Below are 17,832 nucleotides of genomic sequence, written 5' to 3'. Positions count from 1 at the left end.
CGCATTATACTCAGAATTTTATCGTTTGTCTTGTGGTTTTATAGGTACACATAAAAAAGCCTCAGCATTGTCGGGGCTGATAACCAAATGTTGGCTATCAAGCAGGATTTCTGAACCTCTCCTGTTTATGAGACAAGTGGTAGTTAATACAGTCACCTAGCCGCGTAACGCCTGCAGGTTTCGATATAAAGTCATCCATTCCTGCTCTCAAACACTTTTCTTTTTCGCCACTCATCGCGTTTGCAGTAAGTGCAATGATAGGGACTGTTTCACCTAGCGCCCTTATTTCTTTCGTGGCAGCTAGCCCATCCATCACCGGCATGTGGCAATCCATGAAGATAAGATCGTATGGCTTCTTCCGCGCTATCGCACTTTTCACCTTTGCTAGGCCTAAGGCACCATTGTTGGCTAGCTCTACCGACACGCCAATTTCTTTTAATTGCTCTTTAATGACTATCTGATTTATTTCGTTATCTTCCACGACTAACACTCGTGATTCTGACAACACTTTTTTGCAAAGCGGCTTTGCCTTGTTTGCTGCGATAGTCTTTTCTTTCAACACGCCGGCATTTGCACAATCGAGAGTCATGGTAACGATAAATCGCGCCCCTTCCCCAAGCGCGCTTGATACTTCTACATTGCCGTCATAATGCTCAACAATATTATTCACAATGGCCAAGCCTAAACCTGTGCCGCCAAAGCGTCGCTGTGTCGACTCTTCAGCCTGAAGGAATGGCGAAAAGATAACTTTTTGCTGTTCATCGCTAATACCAATACCCGTATCGGTAACGATTAGCTTAACCTTAAAGCGCCCCACACCATACTTAGTACATCGCGTACTAATTTTAATTGACCCTTTCTCAGTGAACTTCACCGCATTATTCAAAAGGTTCATCAGTATCTGACTTAGCCTTAATGAATCAGCGAGAAATAATGTATCTGAAACAGCCGCCGTTTCGGTGATAAATTCAATCCCCTTTTTATCGGCTAAGCGGCTAAACATGGGAACTTGTTGCTCAATTAATTCTTTCAAGTTTACAGGCTCAACATCATAGGTCATATGGCCTGAATCAATTTTTGAAAAATCTAAAATATCATTCACGATGTTGAGCAACGATTCCGAGCTACGCATTGCGACATGTGTATATTCTTTCTGTTTTTCATTAAGAGACGTGCTGCAAAGGGTTTCGAGCATGCCTTGTACACCATGAATAGGGGTTCGTATTTCATGACTCATGTTCGCAAGAAACTCACTACGTGCTTTTAGTGCTTGTTCTGCAATAGCGGTTTTTTGTTTCAAAGATTGGGTGGTGTTAAAACGCTCAGTTATATCTCGGGTCGCGCCAATGATTTTAAGGCAGGTTCCATTTTTCATGATGGGGTGTGCTCGACTTTCTAACCACCGCTTTTCTCCGCCATCGGTAATAATTTCGAACTCGTAAGCCCAGTCGCTCCCGGTTCTGGCAATTTCCTCCATTTTAGATTCGTAGACATTTCGCACTTTTGTATTTGCCACAAACTTAAGTGCATGTGCTGGTGTGACTTCTTGTTTGTCGTTGATTTGAAACATGCGCTTCAAAGACGCTGACCACGTAAGTGCACCTGTCTCTAAATCGAGCTCCCACGTACCTACCCCCGCCAATTCAGTAATTTGATTAAGCAGTGCGTTTTGTTCTTCTAATGCGTCTTTCTGAGAAATGATTTCGCTTAACGCTTCTTCACGTGTCACCTCTGCCCCTATCCAGTCGGCAAGTAACAGCAAATAATCATAATCTACAGCGGTGAACCCATCGGTCTTCGACGTAGTGGAAGAAAAGTTCAGTGTGCCATATAAGGCAGCATTCACATGTATAGGGGTGGCTAAGTAGCTTTTTAATGTGTAGAGGGAATAGCACGGATGTCTATTGCCTGGCATAACGTCAACGTCGTTGTAGGCCACGATACCATTTGCATTTACAGTATCAGCACAATAGGTATTAGATAACGGAAATTCAGCGCCGCTTACAATTTCATTTAATGGAGAAATAGCCTGCACCACCGTATAGGTCCCGTTATGCACGTAGCTAACAATGCCGGTTTCGAGGCCTAAAACTTCAGTGCCAATTTCGAGTAATCGAGCCACTTTTTCACTGAAAGACAAAGCACCATCAGTGGTAATTTTGTGAAGATCTTTAATTACACTCATGAGGTTTTCAGCCCTCCCTTAAAAAGCCCTAGAGACAAAAAAGACCATTACGGGAAAGTAATAGTCTTTTCTAAAGGTAACTGAAACTCTCGGTATTTAAAGCAGACCAGCATTAACAATTAGTATTGTTTGCACATAAGTGATTAATACAAAATGTTAATTTCATAGCCAGTTGCGGTATCTGCTGGTTCTACCGTAACAATATAGTTCTCTTCTTCGTTAAATCCGAACAAGGCTGTACGATCTAGCAGAATTTGTTCTTCATTATCATCTTCGTAAACGGCAATGATTTCGTAGTAATCAGACGGTAATACTTCACTGTCCGTTTCGCCAAACTCTAGATTTTGCAGGTCGTATTCTGCGGTATCGATAGTTTCATCGTTACGCACTAGATAGAAGTCCACATCATCAAAGTCTTCAACCAAGTTAATGAAGTTTACTGTTTTATCGTACGCTTGAGGCAGCCCACTTTCTACGAATGTTACCGCGCCAAGTGCACCCGCTTTTTCGTAGATTAGAATTGCTTTACTTTCACCTTGGTTCAAGGTGATAAGCTTATTACTTAGCGTTGTGGCCTCACCAGATGTATCCGTTACTGTTACGCGGTAATCGCCATACCCAATCTCAGTGAATTCAGATAATTCCCCCGCATCCAGAGAAAAAGCAACATCCTCTTCATCAGTGTTACCACCAAAGGTCACATCAAGTGCAGTGGTAATATTTGTCGAGTTATAAATACGGTACTGTGAATCTGCTTCAACGTCGGTTAACGCTGTCACTGATGATGAATTCAAGATAGTATCTACAACCAAACCTGACTGGATTGCGCCACTTACATCACGCATTGTGAGTAGATATTCAGTTTCGTACGCAAAGTCTAGTGTCTGTGATTCAAATAGCACCTCAGTGCTTCCTGGCTCGGTTAAATAAATGGTGTACTCATCTTCATCAAAGTAGTCGCTGTCGTCATCTGGATCCCAGTAGTCAAACTCAATCATTTCAGATGCAGTTACCGTACCTAAGAAGTTTGCAGCTTCAAACGGGTCGCCAGACTCAGCTAAATAAAAGTCGTAAGAACCTTCATCAATGGTTACAGACAATGCGAATAACCTGAAGTGATCTTCTAGCGTTTCACGGGTATAGCTGTAATCGCTGAGAATCGGTGATGCAAAATCGCCACTCATAACGATAAGGTGCTTGTCACCGTTCTTAAGATTAACGGTGTAAGTATCGATAAGCACTTCTTGGTCATCTGAGTCGGTGCGAATGAACTCAAGTTCAATTTCACCGTTGTCCATTGAGTACATCGCAGTAGTATCACCAAATTGCGCAGAGCCAAAGCTATCTCCATCGACTTCTCGCATTTCTACATTCGCACCATTTGGCGAAGCATTATAGAATTGTATATAAGCATACGAGTAATCGGAGCTGCTGTCAGAGCCACCACAAGCAGCTAACCCTGAAATTGCCACCAGACCGATAGCTACGTTTCGTAACCAAGCCGGAAATTGAAATTGCATATACTGAACGTCCTTACTAAATTCGTGATTGTTTGAAGGGAGTTACACTGCCCAGAAAGGCGTGAACTATACTGCCGTATGGCACTACAAAGCTTGTTATAGTTCACACCTTTACGCAGCCTTTACAAAGCTGACAATTCACTACAAAAGTATTTTTGTCTTTCTATACAAAAAAGCCCCTATTACCTGTTCATAAGGTAATAGGGGCGAGCTTTTTATTTGTGGGTTAACTATTCATAGGAATACGATAACGTTACGCCACTGTAAGTCGAGTAAGCACGAATTCCGATATGCCACGTACCCGCAGCGGGTGCTTGGAACGTACACACTTCGTTATTACCATTCTCGTAAGGGCGGCAATCAAAGTCACTGGTTTCTGGCTGCGACCCAAACTTCATGTACAAGTCTGCATCACCACTACCGCCAGACGTTTGTACCGTCATGGTCGTCACGCCTTCAGGAATAGTCCACGTATAACGATTCCAATTACTTTGTGATGCAGATAGTCCCGTCAGTTGACCTGATACCGGCTCAACAGTTGGGTCGGTACCTGGATCTGAACCGCCACTGCCGTCGCATCCGTTAGTATTCAGGTAGCTGTAAGCATCCTCAAGTTGCATAAGGCCAAAACCATATAAGTTATCACGTCCATTTGCCCCCTTATCTTCGGCAGCAGATGTCAACGCATTACGTATTTGGGTGTTTGAGCACTGAGGGAAATAACTCCACACTAAGGCCGCACCACCCGCTACGTGAGGCGTAGCCATTGAAGTTCCACTTAAAGAAGCATATGTGTCGGTGGGGTATGTTGAATAAACAGCACTACCCGGTGCAGCTATTTCAACTTGGTCGTTGTACTGACTGTAGCTTGCTCTATTTTCGTTTGAATCAACCGCGGCTACCGACATTACTGCGTCGTAAGAGGCTGGATATGACTTAGCGCTTGTACCTGCATTACCTGCAGCGGCAACCAGAAGTAAGCCATCATCAGTGAAATCTTGCATCGCGTTTTGCTCTGTCGTTGAAGCGCTGCCACCGCCTAAACTCATATTTACCACGTTAGCCCCGGCACTTTGACACTGTGAAATAGCGTCAATAAGATCAGAGGCGTAGGTCCAATCGCCATTGTCATTGAATATCTTAACGATATGTAGATTCACGCCAGGATAAACACCAACAACCCCTTCACTATTGTCATAAGCGGCAATGGTACCGGCAACATGAGTACCGTGACCGTTACCATCGTTATACCAATTCCCTACGGCACTATTATTCGCCTGGCCGGTTACACCATCGTTGGTACCAGGTAAATCTGGATGCCCTAGGTTGTATCCCGTGTCGATAACACATACACGTCGAGCGGTAGTATCTGCTTGCGAAAGCTGATTAGCTTGTACCATGGTGTAACCGTAAGGGGTGGTTTGTGCCATAGGTGTGCGTTTTACATCTACTTCAATACTTTCTACATTTGCATTGTTACGCAGTTTATTCAGGGCATTTCGGCTTAAAGACGCCGCCATCATGCGATGTTTTCCAAGCTCTTTACGAACATCTCCCCCCACCTTCTGTATTTCACTGCGGGCAGATTGCACTTCAAAAGGTCGCTTTACAGTAGATTTAGTGGCTTGAACTAGCTCAGCTGAGCCAGATTTACTGCTACTGGCATTGCTAATGACATCTGTAGTTAATGTTTCTTTGAATTTAATAATATAGCGCTGCTCTTCTTGTGCAGACTTACCTTTTATTACAAGTCTTTTGCCGAGTAAAGATTGAAGCGATGCTTTTTCTTCAACTTTTACTGGTGCATTGGTGGTGTTTATCGCTGTCGCATTTTTTGTTATTGCTGCTGTTGCAGCGTGACTGACCAACCCTACAGATACTGCAAGGGCAATGGCTGATATACTTGTGTGTTTCATATTCACTGTTATTTCCTGTTGTCTGTCTTGTCGTGTTTCAACGCTTTACAGCGTTTTTGAAACTTCGTTGTTATTAATAGACATTCAGGGCAAACGCTACTTCCTACGAAAGCACTCCATGCTCGAATTCGCCAACGGCCCACATGCCTTTTATCATGGCATTAGGTAATACACCCAATACGCACCAATTAACTATTAAGCATTGAATCAACGAGTTAAGTATTACGTTACGTTCCTTATGTTGAAAATATATACGTAAGTTGCAGATTGGATTGTGCTTTAGTAGCGTTGGAATTTTGGCAAATGCAGGCAGGGCGTGATATTTAAGTGTAAAGCACCAATTTGTAAGTAAATGTTAATTCAGAAATTAGAAAAACTTAAAAATAACTTAAGTCAAACTTATCTCTGCCCTAACGTGTTTCAGAAATGAAAAAGCCGCTTACGGTTAGGTTAACGGCTTACATGTGTAATGAATAATTGTTTAGCGACGAAATGAGCTAATTAGCCACGTTGGCGCACTATCTCGTACAAGCAAACACCAGTAGCTACCGATACATTCAAGCTACTTACACTACCTGCCATTGGTAACTTCACTAATTCATCACAGGTCTCTTTGGTAAGCCTGCGCATGCCTTTACCTTCAGCGCCCATTACTAGTGCGGTTGGGCCATCTAGTTTTATATCGTAAAGGGTTTTGTCGGTTTCGCCCGCTGTGCCCACAATCCATAAACCTTTATCTTGTAGGTGCTTTAACGTACGCGCCAAGTTAGTCACTTGAATAAGTGGGATAACTTCCGCTGCTCCGCACGCGACTTTGCGCACAGTGCCGTTAAGGCTGGCCGATTTATCTTTCGGTACTACCACTGCATGCACACCCGCGCCATCGGCGGTACGCAAACAGGCACCTAAGTTATGCGGGTCGGTAATACCGTCAAGCACAAGCAATAAGGGCTTACTTTCTTTGTCTAAGATTCTATCTAAGTCAGCTTCATCCATTACACGAGCGGGTTTCGCTCTGGCGACCACGCCTTGGTGCTGTTCGCCGTTAACTTTGTCGTCTAGTGCTTTACGCTGACAAAACTGTACTGATATACCAAATCGACGTGCTTGATTAACAATATTAGTCAAACGCTCGTCGTTACGGCCTTTTAATACCATAACTTCCATTACACGCTCTGGTTCTTGTTCTAAAACCGACTGCATTGCATGTAAACCATATAACCATTCTTGCTGTGCCATTAACGCTTATCCCCTTTCTTCGAACGCGATGGTGCCCCTTTGCCTTTTGGCGCGCCCTTTTTAGGGCCTCGCTTGGCATTTCTAGGCGGCTTCTTCGCACTGGCTACTTTAACCTTCTTGCCGCCGGGGCCGCGCAGCATAGACTTATCCAGCAATAAATCAATCTTTCTTTCATCAAGGTTAACCGCAGCCACCTTCACTTCTACGGTATCGCCTAGTCTAAATTGACGATGTCCAGACTCACCTGCCAGTATTTGCTTTACTTGGTCATAGTGATAAAAATCATCATCTAGCGAGGTGATATGCACAAGGCCATCGATGTGATATTCGGTTAAGCGAATAAACAAACCAAAGTTTGTCACTGAACTGACTACGCCTTCAAAGGTATCGCCAACGTGGTCAAGCATGAATTCACATTTAAGCCAATCAGCAACATCACGGGTAGCGTCGTCGGCACGACGTTCGGTCATCGAGCATTGTTCGCCTAGCTGTTCAATTTCTTCAACCGTGTAATTCTTCGCACCTGAAACCGTATTTTTACCTTTTTGCTTAGCAATAATACCTTTCAGCGCACGGTGAACCACTAAGTCTGGGTAACGACGAATAGGCGACGTAAAGTGCGCATAGGCTTCAAGGGCTAAGCCAAAGTGACCTAGGTTATCGCCATCGTAAATAGCCTGCTTCATTGAGCGAAGCAACATGGTTTGAATCAGCTCTTCGTCAGGACGACCACGGGTTTTTAATACCACATCGGTAAAATCTGCCGGTAAGGCTTCATCGGTAATTTTGTGCGGCACGCCTATTTCAGCTAAGTAGCTGGTGAAAGCTGTCAGCCTATCGGCATCGGGTTTATCGTGTACACGATATAGTGTAGGTGCTTCATTTTCAGACAGTGTTAGTGCAGCACTAACGTTAGCTAAAATCATGCACTCTTCAATAAGTTTGTGGGCATCGTTACGGATAAGCGGCACGATGTTTTCAATTTTACGCTGGGCGTTAAATACAAACTTACTTTCTTGGGTTTCAAACTCAATAGCACCACGGTGCTGACGGGCTTTTTTCAGCGAACGATATAAGTCGTGAAGATCACGCAAATGCGGCACTTGTGCTTCATATCGTTGATGAAGGTCTTTGTCGCCTTGCAGTATTTTCCATACCTTGGTGTAAGTTAAACGAGCGTGAGAGTTCATTACGGCTTCATAGAACTGATAAGTATCTAACTTACCTTGGGCGGTAATGGTCATCTCGCACACCATACACAAGCGATCAACTTCTGGGTTCAGTGAACACAAGCCGTTAGACAGCACTTCCGGTAGCATAGGAATAACTTGCTCGGGGAAATACACCGAGTTGCCCCGTTGCTGGGCTTCATCGTCTAATGCAGTACCATTTCGTACGTAGTAACTGACATCCGCAATGGCTACCCATAGTTGCCAACCACCATCATCTAACGGTTCACAATATACGGCATCATCAAAATCACGAGCGTCTTCACCATCGATGGTAACAAGTGGAAGCTGACGTAAATCGATTCGCCCTTCTTTTGCTTCATCGGGCACTTGCTCGGTAAGGCTTTTAACCTGTTTGGTAACGCCTTTTGGCCATTGGTGCGGAATATCAAAGGTGCGAAGCGCCATCTCTATTTCCATACCAGGCGCCATATGTTCACCTAGTACTTCAACAATTTTACCCACTGGGCTCATTTTACGACGTGGGCGCTGCGTAAGCTCAACCACCACTATTTGCCCCATACGGGCGCCGTTTACATGTTCAGGGGGAATAACAATTTCATACTGTAGACGGCTGTCATCTGGCACAACCATGCCAAACCCTTGCTCTACAAAGTAGCGACCAACAATAGGCTCTGAACGCGGCTCTACCACTTGCGTAATAAAGGCTTCTTTACGACCGCGACGGTCAGTACCGCTTACTCGCGCTTCTACAATATCGTCATGTAAAAACAGTTTCATTTGGCCTGCACTAATGAACAGATCACCGCTTTTATCTTCGGGGCGCAAAAAGCCGTAGCCATCTCGGTGGCCAATCACTTTACCGCGGAACAACTCATCTTGATCTTGAAGAATATACTTCTTTTGACGGGTGAACTGAACTTGCCCTTCTCGCTCCATAGCGCGAAGGCGGCGCTGAATGCCAATGCGAGCATCTTCTTCTTCGGCATTCACTCCCGTACATATTTCAAGAAAAGACATAGGTCTGTCTTCTTCTTTCAATAAACTCATCAAAAACTCCCGGCTTGCTACCGGATTTTCGTACTTTTCTTTCTCGCGCTGATAATGCGGATCATCACTCATAGAGTTGTTCTGTCGCCTCGTTAGTTTATTCATTTTTCAAACACTGTTGCCCTGTTCAAGGGGTGGCAATTTTAAAGCGTTCGATTTACGCACAGTATAACAGCAATCTACACAAAACATTGCGTTATAAAACTGCCATGCCAGTGTCATACTCTTTCGATATATCTTTAGTTCTCAATCACTAAAAAAATAACGTTTACGGACACGCCTTATGGACAGACGTTCTTTTATTAAATTAAGTTCTATCGCCGGTGCCAGTGTTGCCATTTCAACGGGCTTAGCCGGCTGTGTTTCTACTAAAAAGCCTCAAGATAGTGCCAGCTTCACTCATGGGGTTGCAAGCGGCGACCCACTGCATAATAGCGTTATACTTTGGACCCGCGCTTTGCCCGACAAAAGCGCAGCAAACGCCAACATTTTATGGGAAGTATCAACTTCAAAAGATTTTAGTACTCTTGTTGCCAGTGATATTGCCGAGGCCAAGCAATCACGAGACTATACCGTTAAAGTTGATGTCACCGGTTTGAATCCAGCCACCCGCTATTACTATCGTTTTAAAAGCGCAAATAACATGAGCGAAGTAGGTACAACATTAACCTTGCCGAAAGACAACGTAAGCCAGGTAATGTTCGGGGTGTTTTCATGTTCTAACTACCCTGCGGGCTTTTTTACGCCGTATGCTGATGCTGCGACACAACAGAATATTGATTTTGTATTACATCTAGGCGACTACATTTACGAATATGATGGCGAAGGCTATGCCACCGAGCATGCTAAAGAATTAGGCCGCACGTTTGCTAAAGACAACGACACCGAGCTTTATACTCTTGAAGATTACCGTAAACGCTACGCGCTCTATCGTAACGACCAAGGTTTATTAGATTTACACCGTGCTAAGCCTTTTATTGTGGTGTGGGACGATCATGAAATCACTAACGACACCTACAAAGATGGCGCAGAAAATCATCAAGAAGATGAAGGGGATTTTTATGCGCGCAGGGCCGCGGCGGTGCAGGCCTATTATGAGTGGCTACCCATTCGACCTACCTTTGGCGAAAGCAGATTAGAAATATACCGCCAGTTTACCTTTGGCGACTTAGTTGACCTATACATGCTAGATACCCGTGTTCTCGCGCGAGACAAGCAATTAGCCTATAGCGACTTTCGCGACCCTGATGCGCCCGATTCCGAGGCTTTTGATTTACCCGGATTTACCAAGGCGATTAGTGCGCCAGAACGAGGCTTACTGGGTGCTGCTCAACGAACATGGCTTAATACGGCCATGAACAATAGCAAAGCGAAATGGCAAGTATTAGGGCAGCAGCTTTTAATTGGCCGCATGATGTTTCCTGCCTCTATCTTTAATGGTGTCCCTTTTGAAAAAATTCCTGCTCATGTGCACGCCCTTGCAAATAGCAAACGCAGAAAGCTAGCCGGAGAAACCATTTCAGCACAAGAAGAAAAGCTGCTAGCCGCTGCCATGCCATACAACCTTGATGCCTGGGATGGCTATCCGGTAGAAAGGGAACAATTGCTAACGGCAGTGCAACAATTAAATAAACCTGTGATCGCGTTAGCAGGCGACACGCACAATGCGTGGCATAACACCTTAACCTTGCAAGATGGCACAGCGGTGGCAACAGAGCTGGCCACATCCAGTGTCTCATCGCCGGGTATGGAGCATTATTTGAAAATGGATGCTGACGCTGCGACAACCATGGCGGAAGATCTTCCTGTACTTATCGATGATTTAGCATATTGCAATTTGCATCAGCGGGGATATTTAACGGTATCTTTTACTGAAAAACAGGCGGTTGCCACGTGGCGTTATGTAGATTCCATTAAATCCACGTCTGCCAGCACAGTAAATAGTCATGAGTTTGTCATTGAGGCCTGACGAAGGCCTGTTTAGTGGCCGAGTAGAGGCTAAGTAAAAAAAGTAAGTAGTGGCTGGATTGAGACTAGTAAAGCGCTAGCCGCGTTACTTGCCACCTAGCACCAAGACAAAAAAAATCCCGTTACCGCCAAAAGCGAAACGGGATTTTTTATTATTGAAAAGCTACCGATATTAGTAGCTATAGTAGAAACGCACGCCTGCAATGCGCGGCATACCGCGAACATAAGTAGGAATACCTAAACCACCGCCGGTATTACCAGCATCAATCACATACTCTTTATCGAAGGCATTTTCTAAATACACTTCATACGCAAAGCTGCTTGCTTCTTGTGAAAACTGTACAGAGATATCTGTCAATGAATGAGTATCTTGCGACAAACCAGGGTAGTTACTGCTTTCAAAGAATACTTCAGACTGGAAGCTCGTTAGCCAATTCACATTCACTAACCAGTTCTGAACTTCAAATTCCTTATTAATATTAATAGCACCACTCACCTCAGGTGCTAGACGAAACTTATTTCCGGCATACTGGAATGGACTACCATCAGCCGTTTCATCAGCAAACTCTGCGTCTAGGAAGCCGATACTACCGGTTATCGATAACGTATCGCTGTAATGGTAAGTTCCCATGCCTTCAATGCCCGACATGGTTGAATCACCCACAGTTACGGTAATGGATTGCAAAGTTTCAGGATCAGTATAAGACTGTTGATAATCACTATATTCATACGTAAAAATCGCGCCTGAGAAAGTGAAATTGTTACTTTGGTATTTAACCCCTAAATCGTAGCTATCAACAATTTCAGCTTTGGTTGTCGATACCCCAGAAAAATCCGCATTAACTACGGGTGAGCGACGGCCGCGCGCGTAGTTTGCGTAAAAATTCCAGCTATCGTTCATGTCATAACTAACGGCAAAGCGAGGTAGCGTATCGTCGAAGTCGCCTTCACCCTCAAATTCAAATGTGCCTGAATCTAATGTATAGGTGTTTTTGGTATAGCGTGATTCATCAATATAACGTACACCAGCGGTCACATTCACCTTGTCAGTCACAAAGTAAGATACCTCAGCCACATAAGACGTGATATCTAGCTCTGCCTCAAAAATATAAGGGCCTTGAATAATAGTTGAGGGAAAGTCTGCACTTGAAATTGGCGTGCCGTCGGCATTAAACAATGAAGACACTAACATAGCACGCAAAGCTTCAATTTCTTCAAGCGAGGCATCGGTAGCAATATTTTGATTTAACGGAATATTGGTTGAGGCTTCTAGTTGAGCTTTTACCGCGTCGAAGGTGCCACGTACAAACGGGTCTACCATAACGTAATACGGCAGTATCGAATCATCTTGGCTTACAGAGGCGCCCACAAAAGCCACCAGCTTTTCGCCCGAATCATAAACCAAGCGCATAGATCCACCGCTTAGTGTTGCATCGTTATCGAAGTATGCATCTTGAATTCTAAGGGCTGAACCATCGGCATCAAACCCTTCACTCACTTCTACGTCTTTATAATACGCATCGCCATGAAACATTAAGCTGTTGCTAATATCGTAATCTAGTGAAATATCGTAGGCCTGCAGCGTACGCTCAATGCCAAGCTCGCTCCCCATACTAAATTCAGCAGCCGTAAACGGGCTGGTATCGCCGCCATTAGGGGCAATTGAACCTGATTTAAAGGCAATACCCGGTTGGTCGTTATATTCCATTGAAGCACGGGCGATTATTTCAAAGTTATCGTAGCTGGCCTTCCATGTACCACGAAGGGCCTGCACTGATATGCCTTGTAAGTCTTCGCTGTTACAGGGTACGGTATTGCCTAAATGGTCAATCATGTCGGCGTTGCCATAATAACTGTCTTCAGAACACGCATTGTTTTCTACAATACCGTCCATCTCACGATATAAGCCCGCAATACGCACGCTATGATTGTCATTAATAGGTGTATTGAACATGAACTCGGCTTCTTTACCCGACTCAGTGTCGTAACCTACCTGAACCGTTGCTTCCTTTTCATTGGTAGGCAAGTGAGAGTGAATACTGATAGCACCGTTAGCCGCGGCAACACCAAATAGTGTGGGCTGCGGGCCTTTTAATACTTCAACGCGAGCAATATCGTAAAGCGCCACACTTGATACGGTTTTCTTACTGATATCGAAGCCATCTTGATATACGGAGATACGTGGCGTGGCCGAAACGGAAGATCCGTCGTCTGTAACGCCACGAATATTAAATGAAGGCAGGCTTACCGCTTGTTCTTGTATTTGCACGTTTGGCAAAACGCGAGATAGCTCATCAAGTTCCATAATGTTAGTGCGTTCTAGAAAGTCGCCTGAAATTACATCCATGGTTACCGGAACATCCATTATCGATTGCTCACGCATTTGAGCAGTAACAGTAATTTCTTCAATGTAGTCTTTCTCATCTGCTGGTGAATCTGTATTAGCAAATGTTGGAGCGGCCAATGCACTAAAAATAGCGCTGGCTAATAGGGTTTTTGAAAACATGTGTCTGTCCCTTAATGAATATTTCGTTAGTGTGTTGTGCGCTTGATTGAGTGTGTTTTTTCATGGTTTATTGCAGTAGTGGTCAGAGCTCTGCAAAGCAGATGAATCTAATCTTGTTATAAGACGAAATGATGAAGCGAAGGTGACAGGTAAGAGGCAGTTTTATGACAACATGTTTCAAAACCCAATAAATATCATGCACGTATATAAGTACACAATGAATGTGTTGGATTGGAGTAAGAGGCTATTGATAGCCTACTGGATGTTTTTTCTTGCGATCTTAATTTATTAAAGTCGCACTATATTGCGGTTTAAGTGAATTGCGGACGAACTATATTGCAGTTTAAATGAATTGCGGGCGAAGTGAATTTGCTCAAGCATTGTTGCAGTGGGGGAAGTTTTCGAGCGCGCCATATACTTTTTAGCGAACGTGCTTAATGGCGAGCGAACGTGCTACCAGTGATTGCTAGCCTAAGTGGATTAGCTGTCCAATGGGCGTTTTGCTGCGCGTACTGCTTTAGGGTGCATTAGCTGTTCAAGCTTGCTTAAGTAACTGGCTATTTTTTGATGTTGCGCTTTGTCGTTAGTGACTGAATTGTGCAGCCATTGGTAAGCATCTTGATAATCATAGGGGCTACCGTAGCCGTCTAGAAACAATTCAACTAACTGCAATTGCGCCTTTAAGCTTTTCATTGCCGCGGCTTCTCGCAAATACACCACCGCTCTTTCTTTGTCTTGTTGCACCAATGTACCATTGGCGTAATAACGGCCAAGCTGTTCTAAAGCAGCTGGAAAGCCTTGATTTGCTGCGTCTTCAATGTGAGTCATACCTCGAGCGGGCTCTGCGTCGACACACACACCCCACGCTAACATGTCACCCCATAAAAACTGATACGCGGGCACTTTAAGTATATCGGCACGGGCTTCTATGTCTTGCACCAGCTGACATCTATCAGTGACCACTTTATCTAAGTGGGTATTGGCATTAATCATATCGATAAGCGCATTTTGATCGTATAACTGCACCGCACGAATTTCATCAATAGTTTCCCCTTCAGCCAACACCGCTGCGCTGAAAAGCGAAGAAAGCAATAAACAAATTGTGGGCAGTGAATACAATTTCATATCAATGGCTTCTTTGTTTAGAAATTAATGTTTAAAAGTAACACTTTTAAATCGTTCAGATATAAAGGCGGGGAAACAAATAACGGTATGTATATAACGCTATTGCATCTAGGCCTTATTGGCTATGTTTAATTATCGGCCATTACAGCGAATACTTAATGGTAATTTAACGGGGCTTTGTGGCAGCCCCGCTTCAAGCCCGTATTCGCTAGTGGCTGCTTTTGCGGTTACACAGCGCGGACTGTAGATGGCGGGAGTGATCGGCCAAATCTATTCCTAAATCGGTAAGGTAACCGCCATCAGGCTGAGTAATCAAACCCTTTGTATAAAGTCTTGATGCGGCATTCACCATTGATTGGCTGGCATCGTGATGTATTTTTAGGCCTTGTAATAAACTGTCTGTAGGAAACTTAACTAATAAGTTAAGTTCGTCGAGCATGTCCTGGTCAAATATTGTCATACACTCACCTTAGGCAAAAAAGGGTATTATTGTTATTCACTCTTTTGTATAGACAGTTCAACTACTTGAAGTTCAACCGCACTAACGCTATCAGACTACCATTTACTCAGGGTGTCCAGATTATTTTATCAACATACGCCGCTAAAATCTGAGAAGCCACCCTTTTAGCCCACTGAACTGATCGGACTTTGTGTCGAAATAGTATATTCTTGTTCCTAACTTTAGTCTGCGGATACCCCCTGTTCAAATGAAGTACAAAGATTTACGTGACTTTATTCACCAGTTGGAAGCCAAAGGTGAATTGGTTCGCATTAGCCAGCCAATCGATACCGATTTAGAAATGACCGAAATAGCTGACCGCACACTACGTGCCGGTGGCCCTGCGCTATTATTTGAAAACCCTAAAAACCATAGCATGCCTGTATTGGCCAACTTATTTGGCACACCAGAACGTGTGGCAATGGGAATGGGGCAAGAGTCGGTTGCGGCACTTCGAGAAGTGGGCGAATTACTGGCCTATTTAAAAGAACCCGAACCACCTAAAGGACTAAAGGATTTATGGCAAAAATTGCCTGTTTTTAAACAGGTACTGAATATGCCCGCCAAGGTCGTAAAAAAAGCACCTTGCCAAGAAGTCGTACTAACCGGTGATGATGTCGATTTAGGTAAACTGCCTATCCAGCGTTGCTGGCCCGGTGATGCCGCGCCGCTTATTACGTGGGGTTTAAGTGTGACCAAAGGCCCGCATAAAAACCGCCAGAACCTAGGTATCTATCGCCAGCAGGTTATCGGTAAGAACAAGCTTATTATGCGTTGGTTATCTCACCGTGGTGGTGCGCTCGATTTTCGTGAATGGTGCCAAACTCACCCAGGAAAGCCCTATCCAGTAAGCGTAGCACTAGGGGCCGATCCGGCCACTATTTTAGGTGCCGTTACTCCTGTGCCTGACACCCTTTCCGAATATGCCTTTGCAGGGTTGTTACGAGGCGATAAAACCGAAGTGGTTAAATCGATAAGTAACGACCTGCAAGTACCCGCGAGTGCTGAAATTGTTCTGGAAGGTTATATTGCACAAGACGAAGTCGCGCCCGAAGGGCCTTACGGCGATCATACGGGTTACTACAACGAAGTTGATGACTTCCCTGTGTTTACGGTAACCCATATTACCCATCGTAAAGATCCTATTTACCATTCAACGTATACCGGTCGCCCGCCTGATGAGCCAGCTATTTTAGGCGTAGCATTAAACGAAGTATTCGTACCTATTTTGCAAAAGCAGTTTCCAGAAATTGTAGACTTTTACCTACCGCCAGAAGGGTGTTCTTACCGCATGGCTGTGGTTACCATGAAAAAACAATATCCGGGTCATGCTAAGCGCGTAATGATGGGTGTATGGTCGTTTTTACGACAGTTCATGTACACCAAGTTTGTGATAGTGTGCGATGACGACGTAAACGCCCGCGACTGGAACGACGTAATTTGGGCGATTACCACGCGTATGGATCCGGCCCGCGATACGGTTATGATTGAAAATACTCCCATCGACTATTTAGATTTTGCTTCGCCAGTGTCTGGCCTTGGGTCGAAGATGGGGATGGACGCCACCAATAAAATGCCCGGTGAAACCGACCGTGAATGGGGCGAACCCATTGTGATGGACGAAGACGTGAAAAAACGGGTGGATGATATCTGGGATGAACTTGGTATCATGGACTTACCAACGGCGAAACGCTAACAGCAAACGTAAGAAGAGATTACATGTCAGAAATTAAATGTAAGGTTGCCAGCATCACGCCGTTAACCGACGTAGTATACAAAATTGAATTAACACCTCCCGCGCCAGTTGCCTTTCAAGCAGGCCAGTACGCACTTATTGATATGGGCGAAAAAGACAAGCGCCCCTTCTCTATTGCCAATGCCGCCTATGATAATTCACGCATTGAACTTCACATTGGCGCAGAGCCTGGCAATACTTTTGCCGGTGAAGTATTGAGTCGTATGAAAGAAGAAGGCGAAATTAGTCTTAGCGTAAATAACGGTGAAGCCTTTTTGCAATCAAACGGCTTGCCGATGGTACTAATCGCTGGCGGCACAGGCTTTTCCTATACCTACTCTATCTTACAGCAGCATCTGAACAGCGGTGATAAAACGCCTATTACCCTTTATTGGGGAGGCCGTCATGCCGGTGATTTATATCTATCAGAAGCGCTAAATGCACTCGCTGCCAAGCACGATAACTTTACCTTTGTACCTGTAGTGGAATTTGCCGAAGACGACTGGAAAGGTAGAACAGGATGGGTTCACCATGCAGTATTAGCCGACCATACAGACTTCGAACACATGCAAGTGTATGTTGCTGGACGTTTTGAAATGGCTAAAACCGTACGTGAAGACTTTACCGTTCGCGGCTTAAAAGTAGAAAATCTATTTGGCGATGCCTTCGCGTTTATTTAAACATACATACATATTGTTACATTTTAAAATGGTGGCTCTGTACATATAGAGATAGTATGAAAATTGATTAACAAAGCGTTGAGCACCTTTCCACTGACTGCTCAACGAGTTGCTTTGTTATAATCGGTATCCAAAGGGCGGGATAGCCCTTTTTGGCCTAGCAAGAAGCATTGGCACCTTAATTGTTTGTTTTTGCTTTTGCTTGCGCCTTTTCTTAAC

At 44.4% G+C, this 17,832-nt stretch carries 11 protein-coding genes; 3 read left to right on the top strand and 8 right to left on the bottom strand.

Annotated elements, in window-relative coordinates; genetic code table 11:
* Positions 1–97 precede the first annotated feature (97 nt).
* The 5 genes from JKP82_RS16330 to rnr form a co-directional block, all read right to left on the bottom strand.
* Positions 98–2,185, bottom strand: coding sequence for a GAF domain-containing hybrid sensor histidine kinase/response regulator (locus tag JKP82_RS16330; RefSeq protein WP_218397854.1), 2,088 nt, complete (start codon positions 2,183–2,185; stop codon positions 98–100).
* A 143-nt stretch (positions 2,186–2,328) separates the two neighbouring features.
* The gene (locus JKP82_RS16325; RefSeq protein WP_159533487.1) at positions 2,329–3,705 is read right to left on the bottom strand and encodes a DUF4397 domain-containing protein; all 1,377 of its coding nucleotides are present in this window, start codon (positions 3,703–3,705) and stop codon (positions 2,329–2,331) included.
* A 230-nt stretch (positions 3,706–3,935) separates the two neighbouring features.
* Positions 3,936–5,621 (bottom strand): S8 family serine peptidase, encoded by a 1,686-nt coding sequence (locus JKP82_RS16320; protein WP_159533489.1) that lies wholly within the window; start codon positions 5,619–5,621, stop codon positions 3,936–3,938.
* Positions 5,622–6,122: 501 nt separating this feature from the next.
* Entirely contained in the window at positions 6,123–6,860 is a 738-nt protein-coding gene (gene rlmB / locus JKP82_RS16315; RefSeq protein WP_013786232.1) for a 23S rRNA (guanosine(2251)-2'-O)-methyltransferase RlmB, read from the bottom strand.
* Positions 6,860–9,172, bottom strand: a complete 2,313-nt coding sequence (gene rnr, locus JKP82_RS16310; RefSeq protein ID WP_218397883.1) for a ribonuclease R — start codon at positions 9,170–9,172, stop codon at positions 6,860–6,862. Before rnr ends, rlmB begins: the two co-directional genes overlap by 1 nt.
* Positions 9,173–9,383: 211 nt before the next feature.
* Here rnr and JKP82_RS16305 point away from each other — a divergent pair, with 211 nt between their 5' ends.
* Entirely contained in the window at positions 9,384–11,069 is a 1,686-nt protein-coding gene (locus JKP82_RS16305; protein WP_218397852.1) for an alkaline phosphatase D family protein, read from the top strand.
* Positions 11,070–11,240: 171 nt separating this feature from the next.
* Here the strand turns inward: JKP82_RS16305 and JKP82_RS16300 are convergent, their stop codons facing one another.
* The 3 genes from JKP82_RS16300 to JKP82_RS16290 all read right to left on the bottom strand — a co-directional run bounded on the left by JKP82_RS16300 (position 11,241) and on the right by JKP82_RS16290 (position 15,159).
* The gene (locus JKP82_RS16300; RefSeq protein ID WP_159533493.1) at positions 11,241–13,574 is read right to left on the bottom strand and encodes a TonB-dependent receptor; all 2,334 of its coding nucleotides are present in this window, start codon (positions 13,572–13,574) and stop codon (positions 11,241–11,243) included.
* 480 nt (positions 13,575–14,054) lie between these two features.
* Positions 14,055–14,699, bottom strand: coding sequence for a tetratricopeptide repeat protein (locus tag JKP82_RS16295; RefSeq protein ID WP_159533495.1), 645 nt, complete (start codon positions 14,697–14,699; stop codon positions 14,055–14,057).
* Positions 14,700–14,907: 208 nt separating this feature from the next.
* Positions 14,908–15,159 (bottom strand): TIGR02647 family protein, encoded by a 252-nt coding sequence (locus JKP82_RS16290; RefSeq protein WP_126871752.1) that lies wholly within the window; start codon positions 15,157–15,159, stop codon positions 14,908–14,910.
* 247 nt (positions 15,160–15,406) lie between these two features.
* Between JKP82_RS16290 and ubiD the strand changes: the two genes are divergently transcribed.
* Entirely contained in the window at positions 15,407–16,894 is a 1,488-nt protein-coding gene (gene ubiD, locus JKP82_RS16285) for a 4-hydroxy-3-polyprenylbenzoate decarboxylase (protein WP_013786238.1), read from the top strand.
* 23 nt (positions 16,895–16,917) lie between these two features.
* A complete protein-coding gene (fre, locus tag JKP82_RS16280; protein ID WP_159533499.1) occupies positions 16,918–17,613 on the top strand; it encodes an NAD(P)H-flavin reductase in 696 nt (231 codons plus the stop codon).
* The last annotated feature ends 219 nt before the right edge of the window (positions 17,614–17,832 follow it).

This window comes from Alteromonas lipotrueae (genome assembly GCF_019249215.1).
Classification (GTDB): Bacteria; Pseudomonadota; Gammaproteobacteria; order Enterobacterales; family Alteromonadaceae; genus Alteromonas; species Alteromonas lipotrueae.
The sequence above is the reverse complement of the archived record's forward strand: the minus strand, read 5'-3'. Positions and strand labels throughout refer to the sequence as shown.